The organism is Halanaeroarchaeum sp. HSR-CO (assembly GCF_024972755.1).
GTDB lineage: Archaea > Halobacteriota > Halobacteria > Halobacteriales > Halobacteriaceae > Halanaeroarchaeum.
Map to the genome: position 1 here is coordinate 2,550,450 of NZ_CP087724.1, position 17,061 is coordinate 2,567,510.

Here is a 17,061-nt window from a genome sequence, read left to right on the forward strand (position 1 = left end):
TGGTCAGGGCGTGAGCCGGGAGACGGCCCGCCACTGTATCGTATCCTCGTTCGCCGCGTCGAGCGCAAAAACCATTCGCTTCCGCACCCCGTGGGCGAGCCGAACGTCGAGCGCGAGGTCGCGCGGATCGAAGGCGACGTCGTTCGGGACGACACGGACCAGGAGTTCGGAGTGGCCGAGGTCCTCGGCCGACGTTACCTCACGATAGACGCGAAAGTCGGCGCCGAACTTGAACCCGGTCTTCGGCACCGCACCCCGGTCGCGAAGCGCGGAGTACGCCCTCAGCCGCCGGTCGAAGCGCTCGCCCTCGACCCGTCTCCCGTGTTCGACCAGCGCTTCCACGCCGCGGCCCTCGGGGAGTTCGAGCAACCCCCGGGCGGCCAGGTACGCACCCTCGACCAGCGAGAGATGGAGGGCCTCGTAGGCGGCGGCCCGTCCCTCCAGGGGCTTGCCGTAGAACGCCCGCTCGTGGAGGGGTTCCGGCGGGTCCCAGACGACCACCCGGTCGTCGAGGAGGGCGCCGTCGACCGGTCCGCCCAGGTCCACCTCGGTCCCGCCCTCGGGCTCGAGGGGCGAGACGTCCAGGTAGGTGAGGTCGCCCTCCTCGTCGACGACCGCCAGGACCTGGTCGCCGAGCGAGTCGGCGGCGACGTCGGTCCGCTCGCCGACGACCCGGACGCGGTGGGCCACCGCCCCGTCGCCCGGCCCCTTGCCTCGCGGGTACACGACCAGGTCGACGTCCTCGCTATCCGCGACCCAGCCCTCGCGCGCGGGCGAGAGATAGAATCCCCTGTCTCGCAGGTCGAGGTAGACCAGAAACCGGGGGGCGAAACCGGCCGGTCGGGACGCGAGGAACGCCCGGAAGTCCATCCCGTCGACGGCCGCGATGTCGCCCCGATAGAGCAGGTGAGCGGCCTCCAGCGGGTCGAGCGCGATGCGGTTCCCCTCGAGCGGACGGCCGTAGCCGCGCGCGTCGTGGAACCGCTGTCGCGCGTCACCGCCGACCCGGACCTCGTCGTCGTGCAGCTCGGCGTCCATTGGTGTGACCTGTGCCCTCCGAAGCCATCAATGTGCCCCTGTCGCCTCGCAGGCGGGGTCGAGACAGCGTGGGCCATCGGTGGTCTCGAAGGTCGGGAGGCCACACGCACAGGGATCGGAGACGATGCCGCTCGGGACGACGTGGGAGCGACCGCACTCCTCGCAGGTGGCCCGGAGCCCACGATTGCGTTCGATGGCGAGGTTGCCCTCGCACGTCGGGCAGGTCCACCGCCCCGCGAAGCGGTCGCGCACGACCTCGTCGAGGGACTCGCAGGTCCGGTCCAGACAGACCTCGAAGTGGTCGCCGCGCTCCACGGAGAGCGTCGGCAGCCCGCAGTCCTCGCAGGTGTCGTCGGTGATGGTCGCGTCCCGGGGGAGCGGGAACGAATCCGCACAGCCGATGCAGGTGACCGCGCCCCGTTCGCGGACGAGGGCCGCATCGCAGGTCGGACAGGTGCCGACCCGCGGGCCGGCGGGCGAGACGGTGAACTCCGCGTGGCCGACTGACTCGCCGGATAGCGAGAGGGAGTCACCACCCTTGCGGGCGCGGAGTCGGAAGCCGCCCTCGTCGCGTTCGACCTGGACCGCGTCGGCGCGCGTGAGCCACGCCGCCGGCTGGTAGCCACTCGCGTCGTGGACGAGCACGGTGTTGTCCGGCTTCACGAGCGCCACGACCTCGCCGTCCTGGGTCGCATCGTTCTCGGAGACGGTACAGCGCCCGGCGTACACCCGGATGGATTGCTGCATGGGCCGCGGTGGGCCGGTCTCCGTATCTAAAGGTTCGCCCGGGTCGCCGTCACCGCGACGACGCGCTCCTCGCGGACGGCGCGAAGCGGAAGGGTCGGGAAGGTCACCGTGACCGTGTATGCCAGTCGGTCGTCGGTGGCTCCGAACACGCCCACTGGAACGGTCGTCTCGTCGGTGAGATACGTATCGTCGCGGGTCATCTCGACCCCGTTGACCGTCACCCTCACCCCGACGCGCGCCCCGGCCCCCTCGTTCGTGACCGTCACCTCGCGCATATCGTTGTCGCCGCGGTCGATGGCGTCGGGAAAGTCGCCCCAGTCGATCGCGATGGCCGGCAGGTCGTGGGCCTGCTCGAGGACGTTCTTCGCGACGCCCTCGGAGAGGCCAGCGTCGACGAGGCCCGTGATACCGGCGTCCCTGACCGATTCCGGATCCGTGATCCCACCCTGAGCGAGACGGTGTCCCCGGCCCGAGCCCACGCCGTCGAGCGCGGTGAGCCCCACCGCCTCCGGGGGGACGCCGGTCTCGATGCGCGCCTCCAGTCGAGCCGCCAGGTTCGCCGCTGCGGGCCGGTCGTAGCGGCCGAAGAACTCGCCGAGGGCCGCGACGAGACGGAGGGCGTTCTGCCGGATGACCCAGGCATCGGAACGCAGCTCCGGCGGGATGGACCCGTCCATGCTCCCGGTGAGGATGGCGTACACCTTTCGGGCGCCCGGTTCGAGGGTCTTCTCGCCCGAATCGAGGACGTCGTCGATGGCGTCGCGCTCGGCCTGTCGCGCGCTGACGCTGTCGAACTCGCTCGCCCGGGCCACCGCTCGCAGGACGTCGCGCTCGGTCGGGTCGGCCTCGGCGAGGTCGGCGAAGCGCTCGGCGGTGTCGAGGTGGAGGTAGTACGTCGAGGCGAGCACGCCCAACGTCGTCGGGGAGAGACCCAGGTCCTCGCCGGTCTCGATGAACCCGCGCTCGAGGAGGCCGTCCAGGATCGAGCGGACCCGTTCGCGGATCGACCCGTAGTCGTACGCGTCGGGGACGCTCTGGGCACGATGGTAGAAGAAGGTGGTCTCCAGCCAGTCCATCACGTCGTCCAGGCCGTGGATGGTCCCCATGGCAATCTCCGCGTTGAGGTGTTCGGCCAGGTCGTCGGCGAGACGCGATTCGATGGCCTTCCCGTCGCGAAGGAGACGGCGGTAGCGGTCGGCGTCCGCACCGTCACAGACCACCCAGCCGTAGCCCACGTCGTCGTAGCCGGGTCGGCCCGCCCGCCCGATCATCTGGAGGACGTCGAGGGGGCTCATGTCGACCTCTCCCTCGAGGGGGTCGTGGAGTTTCGTATCACGGATGACCACACAGCGTGCGGGCAGGTTCACGCCCCAGGCCAGCGTCGACGTGGAGAACAGCAGGTCGATCTGTCCCTGCTTGAACCACTCCTCGACGAGGTCCTTGTCGTTCTTCGAGAGCCCGGCGTGGTGGAAGGCGACGCCGTCGAGCACCGACTGGCGCAGCGTGGCGTTCTCCAGCGCCTGCGTCTCGGTGTGAAAGTCGTACTCCCCGCGTGTCGCGATGGGGATGTCCCGCTCCGCGATCTCGTCTCTGGCCTTCTTCGCCGCCTGGACCGTGTCCTGGCGGGATGAGACGAACACGAGCGCCTGCCCGTCCTCCCGGAGGTGCGGTTCGGCGAGGTCCATCGCGGTGAACAGTCGCCGGTACTTGTCGGCGAAGGCGTTTTCTCCGTGCGTGTACGTCCGCACGCCCGCGTGGAGGTCGACCGGTCGATACTCGTCGCCGAAGTCGAAGGTCGCCTCGCTCGGGGCGTCCAGCCAGGCCGCCACGTCGTCGACGTTCTTCATCGTCGCGGAGAGGGCGACGATGCGGGGGTCGGCGAGCCGTCGGAGACGGGAGACGACGACCTCCAGGACGCTCCCCCGGGACGCCGAGTCCAGCAGGTGCACCTCGTCGATGACCACCACGTCCACCGCCGTGACGAACGAGTAGCGCGGCGAGTCGTGCTTTCTGGTCGCCGAGTCGGCCTTCTCCGGGGTCATCACCAGCACGTCGGCCCGGGCGGCGCGTCGGGGGTTGAACTCCCGCTCGCCCGTGACGACGTACACCGAGTAGCCCAGGTCCTCGAAGCGTTCCCACTCGGATTCCTTCTCGTTGGTGAGCGCGCGCATCGGCGCGACGAACAGGGCGGTGCCGTCGTCGCGGAGCGCGTCCACGATGGCGAGTTCCGCGAGGGCGGTCTTCCCGCTCGCGGTGGGCGCGCTGGCGACGACGTTGGCGTCGGTCTCCAGCAATGCGGGCAGGGCCGCCCGTTGCATCGCGTTGAATTCCTCGAACGAAAACGCCGCGGCGAACTCCGGGACGACCTCGGCGACCTCCATCTGTCCAGGAGGAGGGGCGGTACGCGCAAAGGCGTTTCCCTCGGCGGTCGTCCGTCGACGACCACCGGCCCACACGTTTTTGGCCACAGCCACGAATATACAGGTATGAGCCGACGGAAACCCGACTGGCTCAAGATGCGACCCCGGTCGGGACAGTCCTTCACGGACATCAAATCCTCCCTTCGCGAGCGAGACCTCCACACCGTCTGCGAGGAGGCCTCCTGTCCCAACATGGGCGAGTGCTGGTCTGGCGCCGACGGGCCCGGCACGGCCACGTTCATGCTGATGGGCGAGCGCTGCTCCCGTGGCTGTAACTTCTGTGACGTCGAGACCGGCGGTATGGACCCCCTCGACGAACGGGAACCGGAGCGAGTGGCGGCGGCCGTCGCCGAGATCGACCTCGATTACGTCGTCCTCACCTCCGTGGACCGCGACGACCTGCCGGACCAGGGTGCGAGCCACTTCGCGGAGACCATCAGGGCGATCAAACGGCGCCACCCGAGCGTCCTCGTCGAGGTCCTCATCCCGGACTTCCAGGGCGAACCGGACCTGGTCCGAAAGATCATCGATGCTGGCCCGGACGTCATCGCCCACAACGTCGAGACGGTCGAGCGCCTCCAGTGGCCGGTCCGCGACCGACGGGCGGGCTACGAGCAGTCGCTGGGGGTCCTCGAGCAGGTCGACCGCGAGTCGGACGTCTACACCAAGACCTCGATCATGCTCGGCCTTGGCGAGTACGACCACGAGATCTACCGGACGATGGCGGACCTCCGCGAGGTGGGCGTCGACGTGGTCACCCTGGGCCAGTACCTTCGACCGTCGCCCAGCCACCTCGACGTCGAGGAGTACGTCCACCCCCAGAAGTTCGACACGTGGCGGCGAGTCGCCGAGGACGAACTCGACTTCCTGTACTGCGCCAGTGGACCGATGGTCCGCTCCTCCTACCGCGCCGGCGAACTGTTCGTGGAGGCGGTCCTCCAGGACGGGAAGACGGTAGAGGAGGCCCGCCAAGACGCGCGCACCGCCTCGGCGGGCCCCTGACCGAACGTCGAATCGGTCCCCCCGGACTCGGCGGCCTTCGTACATTTGTCCGGAAAAATGCGCCAAGAGTGCGAATTATCAGCTTTTTCACCACACCAGTGGACGAAGGCGCGATAATACGTCTCGTGGGTGTACAGCACGAATATTGGTGACGAAAACCCTATAGTGTCAGGGGCGGGAGAGTGTACTATGTCAGGACGGGGGTTCCCGTGACGTCGATCCTGCACCGCGACCCGGACAGTCGGGTACGAATTCTCGACGAAGACGGTTCGCTCGTGGACGGAGCGACCGAGCCGGACCTGGAGGACGAGCAGTTGGTCGAGATGTACCGGTACATGAAGCTCTCGCGGCACTTCGACCAGCGAGCGGTGAGTCTCCAGCGCCAGGGGCGCATGGGGACCTACCCGCCACTGTCGGGCCAGGAGGGTGCTCAGATCGCGAGCGCGTTCGCCCTCGACGACGAGGACTGGCTGTTCCCCAGTTATCGCGAACACGGCGCGGCACTGGTCCAGGGACTACCACTCGAGCAGACGTTGCTCTACTGGATGGGCAACGAGGAGGGCAACGCCATCGCGGAGGACACGAACCTCTTCACCGTGGCCGTCCCCATCGCCAGCCAGATCCCTCACGCCGTCGGCGCGGCCTGGGCGTCGAAGCTCAAAGACGAGGACAAATCGTTCATCGTCTACTTCGGCGACGGGGCGACCTCGGAGGGCGATTTCCACGAGGGGATGAACTTCGCGGGGGTCTTCGACACGCCGACTGTCTTCTTCTGCAACAACAACCAGTGGGCCATCTCGGTCCCCAGAGAACGGCAGACGGCCTCGAAGACCATCGCCCAGAAGGCGACGGCCTACGGCTTCGACGGCGTCCAGGTCGACGGCATGGACCCGCTGGCCGTCTATCAGGTGACCCGCGAGGCGGTGAAGAAGACGAAAGACCCCGAGGAAGACGAACTGCGGCCGACGCTCATCGAGGCGGTCCAGTACCGCTTCGGTGCCCACACGACCGCCGACGACCCGACAGTCTATCGCGACGAGGACGAGGTCGAACGGTGGAAGCAAAAGGACCCCATCCCGCGGCTGGAGACGTACCTCCTCGATACCGGCCGGTTGACCGAGGCGGACGTCGAGGCAATAACCGAGGAGGTCGAGACGGCGGTCGCCGACGCCATCGACACGGCCGAGAGCCACGAGCGGCCGGAACCGACCGCGATGTTCGAGCACGCCTACGAGACGATGCCCGAACACGTCCGCGATCAGCTGGAGACCTTCGAGACCATCCGAGAAACGTACGGCGACGACGCACTCCTGGAGGAATGATATGACCCAGAACCTCACCCTCGTTCAGGCGGTCAGCAATGGGTTGCACGACAAGATGGCCGAAGACGACGACGTCATCGTCATGGGCGAGGACGTCGGGAAGAACGGTGGCGTCTTCCGCGCCACGGAAGGCCTCTACGACGAATATGGCGACGAGCGGGTCATCGACACGCCGCTGGCGGAATCCGGCATCATCGGGACGGCCATCGGGATGGCCGCCTACGGTCTGAAACCGGTTCCGGAGATCCAGTTCTCCGGGTTCATGTACCCGGCCTTCGACCAGATCGTGAGCCACGCCGCACGCCTGCGCACGCGGAGTCGCGGAAAGTACGAGGTACCGATGGTGCTGCGCGCCCCGATGGGCGGCGGCATCCGCGCTCCCGAGTCCCACTCGGAGTCCAAAGAAGCGTTCTACATCCACGAGGCTGGCCTCAAGGTCGTCATCCCGAGTACACCGCACGACACGAAGGGGTTGCTCATCTCCGCTATCGACGACCCCGACCCGGTCATCTTCCTCGAACCGAAGAAGATCTACCGCTCGTTCCGCGAGGAGGTCCCCGACGGAACCTACGAGGTCCCGCTGGGCGAGGCCGCCGTGCGCCGGGAAGGGACCGACATCTCGGTGTTCACCTGGGGGGCGATGACCCGCCCGACCCTGGAGGCCGCCGAGGACCTCGAGGAGGAGATAGATGTGGAGGTCGTCGACCTCCGGACGCTCTCGCCACTGGACACGGACGCCATCGTCGAGTCGTTCCAGAAGACGGGACGCGCGGCGGTCGTCCACGAGGCGCCCCGAACCGGCGGCCTCGGTGCGGAGATCACCGCCATCATCCAGGAGGAGGCGCTCCTCTACCAGGAAGCACCGGTCAAGCGCATCACCGGGTTCGACGTTCCGTACCCGCTGTACGCGCTCGAGGACTACTACCTCCCAGAGCCCGCCCGCATCGCACACGGCATCCGGGAGGCCGTGGACTTCTGAGCCATGCCCCGCGAATTCAAACTCCCCGACGTGGGCGAGGGCGTCGCCGAGGGCGAGATCGTCTCCTGGCTCGTCGAGGTCGGTGACCCGGTCTCCGAGGATCAGCCGGTCGCCGAGGTGGAGACCGACAAAGCCGTCGTCGAGGTCCCCTCCCCCGTGAACGGCACCGTCCAGGAGCTCCACTACGAGGCCGGCACCATGGTCGAGGTCGGCGAGGTCATCGTGACCTTCGCCCTCGAAGGCGAGGACGTCGCCGCGGCCCCAGCGCCGACTGACGATTCGGACGGGAAAGCGGCCGAAGCACCGGCCGACGCCGACGCCGCCGAAACCGCGGACGCGGAGACAGCCGTGGAGTCGGCACCGGACACCGGCGGTCGCACCTTCGCCCCGCCGAGCGTTCGAACGCTGGCCCGCGAACTCGACGTCGACATCGGCGCAGTGAGCGGAACCGGTCCGAGCGGCCGGGTGACGGAGAGCGACGTCCGGGCCGCCGCGGACGGGGAAACGGTCGGCGAGGCGACGGAGGAGAAACCCGCCGCGGAACCGGCAGCGGAACCCGGGACGACAGCAGAGACGCCACCAAGTTCCGAACCGGCCGCCGATCGCGACCGGACCCTGGCCGCACCCGCCACGCGAGGAGTCGCGAAGGACCTGGACGTCGACATCGACCAGGTGCCGGCCGTCGAACGGCGCGACGGCGAGGCGTTCGTGACCGCCGACGCGGTGCGCGAGTACGCCGAGGGCCAGCAGGCCGCCCAGGCCGCCGACGTGGCGACCGTCGCCGCCGGCGAGACGGGGCCGCGCGAGGAGCGCATCCCGTACAAGGGCGTCCGGAAGACCATCGGCGACAAGATGGAGGAGTCGAAGTACACCGCGCCCCACGTCACCCACCACGACACGGTGGACGTGACAGAACTCGTCGCGATGCGCGAACGGCTCAAACCCCACGCCGAGGCGCAGGACGTCAGGCTGACCTACATGCCGTTCGTGATGAAGGCGGTCGTCGCCGCGCTGAAGGAGTTCCCCGAACTCAACAGTAGCCTCGACGAGGAGGCCGGCGAGGTCGTCCGCAAGCACTACTACAACATCGGCGTGGCCGTCGCGACCGAGGCCGGTCTCATGGTGCCGGTCGTCGACGACGTCGACGCGAAGTCGGTCCTCGAAATCGCCGAGGAGGTGAATCGGCTCGCCGAGGAGGCCCGCGAGCGCACCATCGCCCTCGAGGACCTCCAGGGAAGCACGTTCTCGATCACGAACTTCGGGGCCATCGGTGGCGAGTACGCGACGCCGATCATCAACTACCCCGAGGTCGGGATCCTCGGACTGGGTGCCATCGAGGAGCGACCGGTCGCCGAAGACGGCGACGTCGTCGCGCGGCAGACGCTCCCGCTGTCGCTGTCCATCGATCACCGGATCGTCGACGGGGCGGACGCGGCCGCCTTCACGAACGATGTAATGGGGTACCTTGAAACGCCCTCGCTACTCCTATTGAAATAATGGTCGTCGGAGACGTCGCAACTGGAACGGAACTGGCTATCGTCGGTGCGGGATCGGGCGGCTACGTCGCCGCCATCCGCGCCGGCCAGCTCGGCCTGGACGTAACGCTCATCGAAGAAGACGCCATCGGTGGCGTCTGTCTGAACTACGGCTGCATCCCTTCGAAAGCACTCATCAGCGCAACCGACGTGGCCCACGAGGCCGGAGACGCAGAAGAGATGGGCGTCTACGCCGATCCCGAGGTGCAGATGGACGAGATGAAGACCTGGAAGGACGGTGTCGTCGACCAGTTGACCGGGGGTGTCGAGAACCTCTGTGAGGCCAACGGCGTGAACGTCGTCGAGGGACGCGCCGAGTTCGTGGACGAGAACACCCTCCGGGTCGCCCACGGGGGCGAAGGGCAAGGCTCGGAGTCCTACGAGTTCGAGCACGCCATCGTCGCCACCGGCTCGCGCCCCATCGAGGTCCCGGGCTTCGAGTTCGACGGCGAAACCGTGCTCTCATCGCGTGACGTCCTCGACCTCGAGACGATCCCGGACAGCGTCGTCGTGGTCGGCGCCGGATACATCGGAATGGAGCTCTCGACCGTGCTGGCGAAACTCGGAACCGACGTCCAGGTGGTGGAGATGCTGGACGACGTCCTCCCGGGGTACGAGTCGGATCTCGTGCGGCCGGTCAAGCGTCGGGCAGCGGACCTCGGCATCGAGTTCTCCTTCGGCGAGGCGGCGGCCGGCTGGGCGGAAACCGACGATGGCATCGTCGTCACCACGGAGACCGAGGAGGGCGAAGAATCGACCTACGAGGCAGAGAAAGCCATCGTCGCCGTGGGCCGAACACCGGTCACCGACACCCTGAACCTCGAGGCGATCGGCCTGGAACCGAACGACGACGGCTTCCTCGAAACCGACCACGAGGCACGAACCGACGTCGATCACGTCTTCGCCATCGGTGACGTCGCGGGTGAACCGATGCTGGCTCACAAGGCGAGCGCCGAGGGGGCGGTCGCCGCGGAGGTGATCGCCGGCGAGCCGTCGGCACTCGACCACCAGGCCATCCCGGCTGCCGTCTTCACGGACCCGGAGATCGGGACCGTCGGAATGACCGAAGCCGAGGCCGAAGATGCCGGATTCGAGCCCGCCGTCGGGAAGTTCCGCTTCGGCGCGAACGGACGCGCTCTCACGACCGGGCACCCAGATGGGTTCGTCCGGATCGTGGCGGACGAGGACTCGGGTTTCGTCCTCGGCGCCCAGGTCGTCGGGCCGGACGCCTCGGAACTCATCGCAGAGCTGGGGCTGGCCGTCGAGATGGGGGCCACCCTCGAGGACGTGGCGCGCACCATCCACACCCACCCGACGCTCTCCGAGAGCGTCATGGAGGCCGCCGAACACGCTCTCGGGCACGCCATCCACACTCTTAATCGCTGAAGCTCCGCGTCCCGCCCCCATCAGGCAAATACCTGTTCGCCCGATGGCCTTTTCCGAACCGGCGGAGTACCGGCAGTCATGCGAACGGTCACCCTGGGCCCGGCCGGCACTTACTCCCACCGGGCCGCCTCCGCCGTCGCGGACGGCGAGATCACCTTCCGGGAATCGGTCTACGAGATCGTCGACAGCGTCGCCGCCGGCGACTTCGACCGCGGCGTCGTTCCCATCGAGAACAGCATCGAGGGCAGCGTCACCGAGACCCTCGACGCCCTCGCCGACCTCGAAGTCTCGGTGGTCCGCGAGGTCGTGACCCCCATCCGGCACGCACTCCTCGCCCAGACCGGGGACTTCGAGACGATCGCGAGCCACTCCCAGGCCCTCGCCCAGTGCCGGGAGTACCTGGAGGCGAACTACCCCGACGTCGAACTCGAGGCGGTCGCGAGCACCGCCCGGGGGGTCGAACGCGCCCGACAGGACGACACCGTGGCCGGCATCGGCCACCCGGACAACGCCGACGAGAAACTCACGGTGCTCGCCGAGGACATCCAGGACCGGACCTCCAACGCGACCCGGTTCTTCGTCGTCGCCGGACCCGACGAGCGATCCCCGGCGGGCGGCAAGTCGACGCTCGTCGTCTATCCGAACGAGAACTATCCCGGGTTGCTCCTGGAGCTGCTCCAGCCGTTCGCCGACCGGGACATCAACCTGTCCCGACTGGAATCAAGGCCGAGCGGTGAGCGACTCGGCGATTACATGTTCCACGTCGATATCGCGGCGGGCCTGTACGAGGACCGGACGCAGGAGGCCATCGCGGACCTCGAGGCGCTGTCCCCCGACGGCTGGGTCCGACAGCTGGGGTCGTACGACGTCGAACACGTCGTCTGAGAGGGGCTGCAGGCGACCCCGTAAGTTCGCCCGCTACCCGAGCGACGGTCGATCTCGGGTCAGTCGACACCCACGCTGTCTGGCACTTTCTGTCGGTGGGATGCTATTATGGTGGTGGAGACCAACCGTCGAATATGGGCTACATCGTTCGGATGCCGAAACTCGGACTGGAGATGAAAGAGGGGACGGTCCTCGAGTGGCACGTCGACGTCTCGGGGGAGGTCGGTGAAGAAGAACCGCTCCTGGATATCGAATCGGAGAAGACGACGAAGACCGTAGAAACGCGGGAAGCCGGCGTCCTGCGAGAGGTGTTCGTTCAGGCGGGGACGACAGTCGAGCCCGGCGCTCCGCTGGGAATCGTGGCCAGTCAGGACGCGGACGTCGAGGAACTGATTGCGGAGGCCGAGCAGGAACTCGACACGGGCGAGGCCGTGGGCAGCGCCGAACCGGCGGACGCGACCGCCCCCAGCAACGGTGGCGGGTCGGCGACCTCGACGGAAGCCGCAGCCGGCGACCAGCCGGACCGCGTGAGTCCCCGAGCGCAACAACGAGCCGACGAACTCGGCGTGTCACTCGCCGGCGTCGAGGGGACGGGGCCCGGCGGTGCCGTGACGGCCGAGGACGTGGAAGCGGCTGCCGAAGCCGGCGCCGCCGAACCCCGTGTCTCCCCGCGAGCACAACAGCGCGCCGACGAACTCGGCGTCGACCTCGCCACCGTCGAGGGGACGGGGCCGGACGGAGCGATCACGGCCGAGGACGTGGAGGCGGCTGCCGAAGCTGGCGAGCCGGCCCAGGAGGCCCCGGCCGGTGCAGCGACGCGAACGGTCACCGAGCGGGAGACCTTCAGCGGGATGCGCTCGACGATCGCCCGCCGACTCGGCGAGAGTTATCGGAACGCCGTCCACGTGACGGTCCACCGCAGCGCGGACGCGACGGCCTTGCGGGAAGCGACGGCGGCAGCGGACGACGCGTTTGCAGCCGACGTATCGATGACCGACCTCCTGCTGGCGGCGCTCTCGGAGACGCTCTCGGAGTACCCGGCATTCAATGCGACCTACGAAGACGGCGAACACATCCGCTACGAGGAGCACAACATCAACGTCGCCGTCGACGTCGATGCGGGGCTCGTGACACCGGTCGTGCCGGCCGTCGACGAGAAATCGATCGGCCAGATCGCCACGGTTCGCCGCGAGAAGGCCGAGAAGACGCTGGCGGGCGAGTACACGATGGACGACCTGAGCGGCGGGACATTCACGGTCTCGAATCTCGGTCACCTCGGCGTCGAATCGTTCGATCCGATCATCAACCCGCCCCAGATCGCGATTCTCGGCGTCGACGCGCTGGACGAACGCGTCACCGTCGAGGACGGAACCGCCACCTCGCGACCGATCCTGCCGCTCGACCTGTCGTTCGATCATCGCGTCGTCGACGGGGCGGACGCGGCACGGTTCCTCGATGCGCTCGTCGAGCGACTCGAGGACCCCTGGTCGCTACTCGTCGGTGACCAGGGAGACACGAGCGCGGAAGCGAGTGGGACTGCGAGCACAACGGACGTGCCGACGGCGTTCGAAGACGCTCCACGTCGGGCAGTCACGATCAACGAACCGGGGACGGAGGGGACGTTCAGCCTGGGCGAGTACGAGTACCCGTTCGGCATCGAATCCGCTCCGACCCCGCCGGAGATCTTCCTCGGCTCGCTGCAGTCCTGTCTCGCGCTCACCCTTCGAAACGTGGCGATGGAAGCGGGTCACGAACTCGGGAAAATCGACGTCGATGGGGCGATCAGACCCGAGTCCGGTTCGGTGGAGGCGGTCGAACTGCTAGTGGTCGTCGACGCCCCGTCGGTGGACGACGAGACGCTGACAGCCCTCGTCGACGAAGCAGAATCGCAGTGTCACGTCGCGTTACTCCTCCGCGAGGACCTTCCGGTGGAGATCTCCGTCGACCGACCGTAATCGCGTCACCAGAGAACGATCGTCCCCACTGAAACGGGATCGTCGCTACTGGAACGGGCCCGTCCCCGGTTTACTGGAACGGACCGCGCTCGTATACGGCGTCCACGTCGATGAGCCGAACCGTCTCGGCGATGGGTCCGGCCTCGATCGTCGCGTTTTGCACTTCGACGTGTCGTTCGCCATCGACACTGATCACGGCCTCGTCCACCGAGACGTCGATCGTCTCGCCAGGAGCCATCCGTTCGCACTTCTCGACGCCAACGGTATCGACGACCCCGGGCATCGTGATGGCGCGGACCGTTCGGCTCGCGTCCGCAGCGACGGTGACGCCGGCGCCGTCATCGTCCGCAGCTTCGAGGGAAAGACAGCCTCCGACGATCCCGGAGAGGCCGACTTCGCCCTGACTGGCACGGGAGACGACGCCCGCGAGGTATTCGCTCGGATCCAGGACGGCGCGCGTCCCGACGAACGACCGATCGACGATTCCCAGTGTCGCGACGCCCTGCACCGACCGATCGGATTCCTCGCCGTGGACCGTCGCTTCGACCATCGTATGGTCGGTGACGACGGTGTCGTCGACGGCACCGGTGGCGTACAGGGCCAGCGCGCCCCCAGCCACGGTTCCCTCGACGGGTGTCGGAACCACGTTGTTCGTCCCCGTGGAGAGCGCGAGCACGGGCGTCTCCGCGACGTTCATCGCGACGTCACGAACGGTGCCGTCCCCTCCCATGATCGCCATCGCGTCGACCTCCTCGGCCAGTCGTCGCGCGGCGCGCTGGGTGTCCCGTCTGGAGCCGGCGACGTCCATGTCCAGAAGCCGGGCGTCGCCGTCGTACTCCTCGATCGCCTGCTCGCCGATACCGGCGGCATCCGGCATCACACGGACCGAAACGGGCTCCTCCTGAAGGGTAAGCCCTGAAACGATGGACGCGGCCACGCGCCGTTTCGCGTACGCGTCGCTCACACTCGCGCCACCGGCGACGCGGCGAATGTCCCGCCCCGACGCCGGATTGACGATGAGACCGACCGTCGGCACCGTCTAGACCACCCGTCTGACCGCCTCGACCACGTCCTCGGTGTGCGGGACGACCTCGTCTTCGAGCTCGGTCGCGAACGGGATGTGGGTGTCCGCGACGCCCACACGCTGGAGGGGCGCGTCGAGACTGTAGAACTCGTCCTCGACGACGCGAGCCATGACCTCGGCGTGGGTGCCGTAGGAGAGGGGGCTCTCGTCCGCGACGACGAGCCGACCCGTCTTGCGGACGCTCTCGGTGATGGTGTCGGTGTCGAGTGGGTACAGGGACCGCAGGTCGATGACCTCCAGGTCGACGTCGCCGGCCAGTTCCTCGGCAGCTTCGAGCGACTCGCCGACCAGCCGCTGGGTCGCGGCCACGGTCACGTCGGCGCCCTCGCGCTCGACGTTTGCCTCGCCGATCGGGATCGTGAACTCGGAGTCGGTCGGGACCGGCCCGTCCTGCTCGTAGATCATCTTGTTCTCGAAGACGAACACCGGGTCATCGGATCGGATAGCGGATTTCGTCAGGCCCTTCGCGGCCCGGGGGGTCCCGGGAGCGACGGCTTTGAGTCCGGGGAAGTGCGCGATCCAGGTGTGCGGCGTGCCCGAGTGCTGGCTCGCCGCACCCTGGCCGCCACCCTCGGTGGTACGAATCGTGATCGGCATGTCCGTCTTCCCGCCGAACATGTACCGCATCTTCGCCATCTGGTTCGAGATCTGTTCCATCGCGACGCCCATGAAGTCGGAGAACATGAGCTCGACGACCGGTCGGGTGCCGGTCGCGGCCGCGCCGACCCCGGCGCCGGTGAATCCCGCTTCGCTGATTGGCGTGTCACGAACGCGTCGTTCGTCGAACTCCTCGAGAAGGCCCTCGGTGACGTTGAGCACACCGCCGTACTCGGCGACGTCTTCGCCCATGATGAAGACGTCCTCGTCTCGTTCCATCTCCTCGCGAAGTCCGGCACGGATGGCCTCGCGAACCGTCATCGTTTCAGTTTCTGTCATTGGCTGTCACCTCCACGTCCGTCGGCACGGAGATCGCCGACGAACCGTTCGATTTCCGGTGCCGGGTCCGCGAACATGTCCGTGTACGCGTCCTCTGGCGCGGGGCGTTCGGCGTCGCGAGCGAAGTCCACGGCAGCCTCGATCTCCGCCACTACCTCCTCGCGCATCGTCTGCAGTTCGTCCTCGTCGATGTCCCCGCGGTCGAGAAGTCGTTCCTCGAAGGAATCGATGGGATCTCGCTCCTCGCGCCATTCACTGACGTCCTCGTCGGTGCGGTACGCCTGCGGGTCGCCCTCGAAGTGCCCGCGGTAGCGATACGTCTCGGCCTCGATGAACGTCGGGCCGTCTCCGGCCAACGCGCGTTCTCTGGCCTCCGCGACGGCCTCGTATACCGCCGTCACGTCCATGCCGTCGACGGTGAACCCGGGGATGTCGTAGGCTTCCGCCGTCTCACTCAGGTTCTCGACGTTGTGCTGGTCTTCGACCGGCGTCCCCTCTCCGAAGTGGTTGTTCTCGACGACGTAGATTGCCGGCAGGTCCCAGGTGGCGGCGAGATTGATCGCCTCGTGTACCTGGCCCTGGGCGACGGCGCCGTCACCGAGGAATCCCAGTGCGACTTCGTCCGCGTCCCGATAGGACGCCGACAGTGCGGCGCCCGTCGCCATCGGCGGGCCGGCACCGACGATGCCGTTTGCGCCGAGCATGTTCGCGTCGACGTCTGCGATGTGCATCGATCCGCCCTTGCCGTTGTTGTACCCCTCTACGCTCCCGAGTAGCTCGGCCATCATCAGCTTCGGGTCGAGCCCCTTCGCGATGGAGTGGCCGTGCCCTCGATGTGTGCTCGTAATGTAATCGCTTTCCTCTAGCGCACTGCATGCGCCGACACCCACGGCCTCTTCGCCGATGTACAGGTGAACGAAGCCGGGGATTTCCCCGTCAGCGAACATGTCACTCGCCGTCTCCTCGAACTCCCGAATCGTGAGCATTCGACGGAGAATCTCCGTTCGACCATCGGTGGTATCTATCGGTATCGAACCCATACGTGAAACATCCGTCCCGACCACCATAAAATTTCATACGAATGGTGTTTCCACCCGGAAATAGCTCACATTCGAGCGGCCACGTGCGTCAGGCCGCTAGCGAAAACCCCCCGACGGTGTCCCTATCACGGGCCCCGAACGGTTCGTACTCGATGGTACCCTCGAACCCCCCGATTAGTTATCGAAAGAGATACAATCCCGACCACGAACCGTCGCGTTCGGGCCGCTCATCGTCAACGAGGCCGATCGAGGAGGCCAATATTTTTGTTCTTTGCAGAGCAACGTATCAACGCCATGCGACGAGGAAACCCCTTCGAAGATATCGAGCGAATGCTGGAGCGAATGAGCGAACAGTTCGAGGACGTCTCTCGCGGCGACCTCGGCTTCCAGAGTCGGCTCACCGTCGACGTCGAGGACCGACCGGAGGAGTACGTGGTGACCGCAGACCTGCCAGGGTTCGGCAAAGACGACATCGAAGTCGAACTCGCCGAGCAGACCCTCCGCATCGCCGCCGAACAGGAATCCGAAGCGGAATCGGAGGAGCCGGGTCGGTACGTCCGACGCGAACGGAGCCGTGAATCGATGAGTCGAGCGGTCTCCCTGCCCGAGGCAGTCGAGGAGGAGGGCGTCGAAGCGCGGTTCAAAAACGGTGTACTGACGGTAACCCTGCCGAAGGCATACGGCAGCGAGGACACCCACCAGATCGACATCGAGTAACCGACGAAGAGTCGG

Annotated in this window: 14 protein-coding genes; 8 read left to right on the forward strand and 6 right to left on the reverse strand. The window is 67.3% G+C overall.

The features are described from left to right. Positions 1-3 precede the first annotated feature (3 nt). The 3 genes from endA to HSRCO_RS13365 are packed head-to-tail and all read right to left on the reverse strand — an operon-like array spanning position 4 to position 4,166. Positions 4-1,038, reverse strand: a complete 1,035-nt coding sequence (gene endA, locus HSRCO_RS13355; RefSeq protein WP_259518134.1) for a tRNA-intron lyase — start codon at positions 1,036-1,038, stop codon at positions 4-6. A 27-nt stretch (positions 1,039-1,065) separates the two neighbouring features. Beyond that, complete coding sequence (locus HSRCO_RS13360; RefSeq protein ID WP_259518135.1) at positions 1,066-1,785, reverse strand: DUF91 domain-containing protein; 720 nt, start codon at positions 1,783-1,785, stop codon at positions 1,066-1,068. A gap of 26 nt (positions 1,786-1,811) precedes the next feature. Beyond that, on the reverse strand, positions 1,812-4,166 hold the full coding sequence (locus HSRCO_RS13365) for a DEAD/DEAH box helicase (RefSeq protein ID WP_259518136.1): 2,355 nt from the start codon (positions 4,164-4,166) through the stop codon (positions 1,812-1,814). A gap of 105 nt (positions 4,167-4,271) precedes the next feature. On the opposite strand from HSRCO_RS13365, the gene lipA reads away from it, so the two are divergent. From lipA to HSRCO_RS13400, 7 genes are all read left to right on the forward strand, one after another. Continuing rightward, positions 4,272-5,207, forward strand: a complete 936-nt coding sequence (gene lipA / locus HSRCO_RS13370) for a lipoyl synthase (protein WP_259518137.1) — start codon at positions 4,272-4,274, stop codon at positions 5,205-5,207. 209 nt (positions 5,208-5,416) lie between these two features. Beyond that, on the forward strand, positions 5,417-6,529 hold the full coding sequence (gene pdhA, locus HSRCO_RS13375) for a pyruvate dehydrogenase (acetyl-transferring) E1 component subunit alpha (RefSeq protein ID WP_259518138.1): 1,113 nt from the start codon (positions 5,417-5,419) through the stop codon (positions 6,527-6,529). Between the two features lies 1 nt (position 6,530). After that, positions 6,531-7,508: an alpha-ketoacid dehydrogenase subunit beta gene (locus tag HSRCO_RS13380; protein ID WP_259518139.1), complete on the forward strand. Its 978-nt coding sequence runs from the start codon at positions 6,531-6,533 to the stop codon at positions 7,506-7,508. 3 nt (positions 7,509-7,511) lie between these two features. Next, a complete protein-coding gene (locus HSRCO_RS13385) occupies positions 7,512-9,005 on the forward strand; it encodes a dihydrolipoamide acetyltransferase family protein (protein WP_259518140.1) in 1,494 nt (497 codons plus the stop codon). Continuing rightward, positions 9,005-10,429 carry a dihydrolipoyl dehydrogenase gene (gene lpdA, locus HSRCO_RS13390; protein WP_259518141.1) on the forward strand — a complete coding sequence of 475 codons (1,425 nt, stop codon included), beginning with the start codon at positions 9,005-9,007 and terminating at the stop codon, positions 10,427-10,429. Before HSRCO_RS13385 ends, lpdA begins: the two co-directional genes overlap by 1 nt. A gap of 78 nt (positions 10,430-10,507) precedes the next feature. Further along, positions 10,508-11,314, forward strand: a complete 807-nt coding sequence (gene pheA, locus HSRCO_RS13395) for a prephenate dehydratase (RefSeq protein WP_259518142.1) — start codon at positions 10,508-10,510, stop codon at positions 11,312-11,314. A gap of 134 nt (positions 11,315-11,448) precedes the next feature. Continuing rightward, the gene (locus tag HSRCO_RS13400) at positions 11,449-13,269 is read left to right on the forward strand and encodes a 2-oxo acid dehydrogenase subunit E2 (RefSeq protein ID WP_259518143.1); all 1,821 of its coding nucleotides are present in this window, start codon (positions 11,449-11,451) and stop codon (positions 13,267-13,269) included. A 70-nt stretch (positions 13,270-13,339) separates the two neighbouring features. Here HSRCO_RS13400 and HSRCO_RS13405 read toward each other — a convergent pair whose 3' ends face one another. Genes HSRCO_RS13405 through HSRCO_RS13415 form a run of 3 tightly spaced genes read right to left on the reverse strand, consistent with a single transcriptional unit; the run spans position 13,340 to position 16,329 of the window. Next, a complete protein-coding gene (locus HSRCO_RS13405; RefSeq protein WP_259518144.1) occupies positions 13,340-14,305 on the reverse strand; it encodes an NAD(+)/NADH kinase in 966 nt (321 codons plus the stop codon). Positions 14,306-14,308: 3 nt separating this feature from the next. Continuing rightward, positions 14,309-15,289 (reverse strand): alpha-ketoacid dehydrogenase subunit beta, encoded by a 981-nt coding sequence (locus HSRCO_RS13410; protein WP_259518145.1) that lies wholly within the window; start codon positions 15,287-15,289, stop codon positions 14,309-14,311. Further along, positions 15,286-16,329: a thiamine pyrophosphate-dependent dehydrogenase E1 component subunit alpha gene (locus HSRCO_RS13415; protein ID WP_259518146.1), complete on the reverse strand. Its 1,044-nt coding sequence runs from the start codon at positions 16,327-16,329 to the stop codon at positions 15,286-15,288. The genes HSRCO_RS13410 and HSRCO_RS13415 overlap by 4 nt, the downstream gene beginning before the upstream one ends. A 294-nt stretch (positions 16,330-16,623) precedes the next feature. Here HSRCO_RS13415 and HSRCO_RS13420 point away from each other — a divergent pair, with 294 nt between their 5' ends. Continuing rightward, entirely contained in the window at positions 16,624-17,046 is a 423-nt protein-coding gene (locus tag HSRCO_RS13420) for an Hsp20/alpha crystallin family protein (RefSeq protein ID WP_259518147.1), read from the forward strand. The last annotated feature ends 15 nt before the right edge of the window (positions 17,047-17,061 follow it).

Coding starts and splice junctions, on each gene's coding strand:
- endA (WP_259518134.1), bottom strand. CDS start 1,038: ATGGACGCCGAGCTGCACGACGACGAGGTCCGGGTCGGCGGTGACGCG.
- HSRCO_RS13360 (WP_259518135.1), bottom strand. CDS start 1,785: ATGCAGCAATCCATCCGGGTGTACGCCGGGCGCTGTACCGTCTCCGAG.
- HSRCO_RS13365 (WP_259518136.1), bottom strand. CDS start 4,166: ATGGAGGTCGCCGAGGTCGTCCCGGAGTTCGCCGCGGCGTTTTCGTTC.
- lipA (WP_259518137.1), top strand. CDS start 4,272: ATGAGCCGACGGAAACCCGACTGGCTCAAGATGCGACCCCGGTCGGGA.
- HSRCO_RS13380 (WP_259518139.1), top strand. CDS start 6,531: ATGACCCAGAACCTCACCCTCGTTCAGGCGGTCAGCAATGGGTTGCAC.
- HSRCO_RS13385 (WP_259518140.1), top strand. CDS start 7,512: ATGCCCCGCGAATTCAAACTCCCCGACGTGGGCGAGGGCGTCGCCGAG.
- lpdA (WP_259518141.1), top strand. CDS start 9,005: ATGGTCGTCGGAGACGTCGCAACTGGAACGGAACTGGCTATCGTCGGT.
- pheA (WP_259518142.1), top strand. CDS start 10,508: ATGCGAACGGTCACCCTGGGCCCGGCCGGCACTTACTCCCACCGGGCC.
- HSRCO_RS13400 (WP_259518143.1), top strand. CDS start 11,449: ATGGGCTACATCGTTCGGATGCCGAAACTCGGACTGGAGATGAAAGAG.
- HSRCO_RS13410 (WP_259518145.1), bottom strand. CDS start 15,289: ATGACAGAAACTGAAACGATGACGGTTCGCGAGGCCATCCGTGCCGGA.
- HSRCO_RS13415 (WP_259518146.1), bottom strand. CDS start 16,329: ATGGGTTCGATACCGATAGATACCACCGATGGTCGAACGGAGATTCTC.
- HSRCO_RS13420 (WP_259518147.1), top strand. CDS start 16,624: ATGCGACGAGGAAACCCCTTCGAAGATATCGAGCGAATGCTGGAGCGA.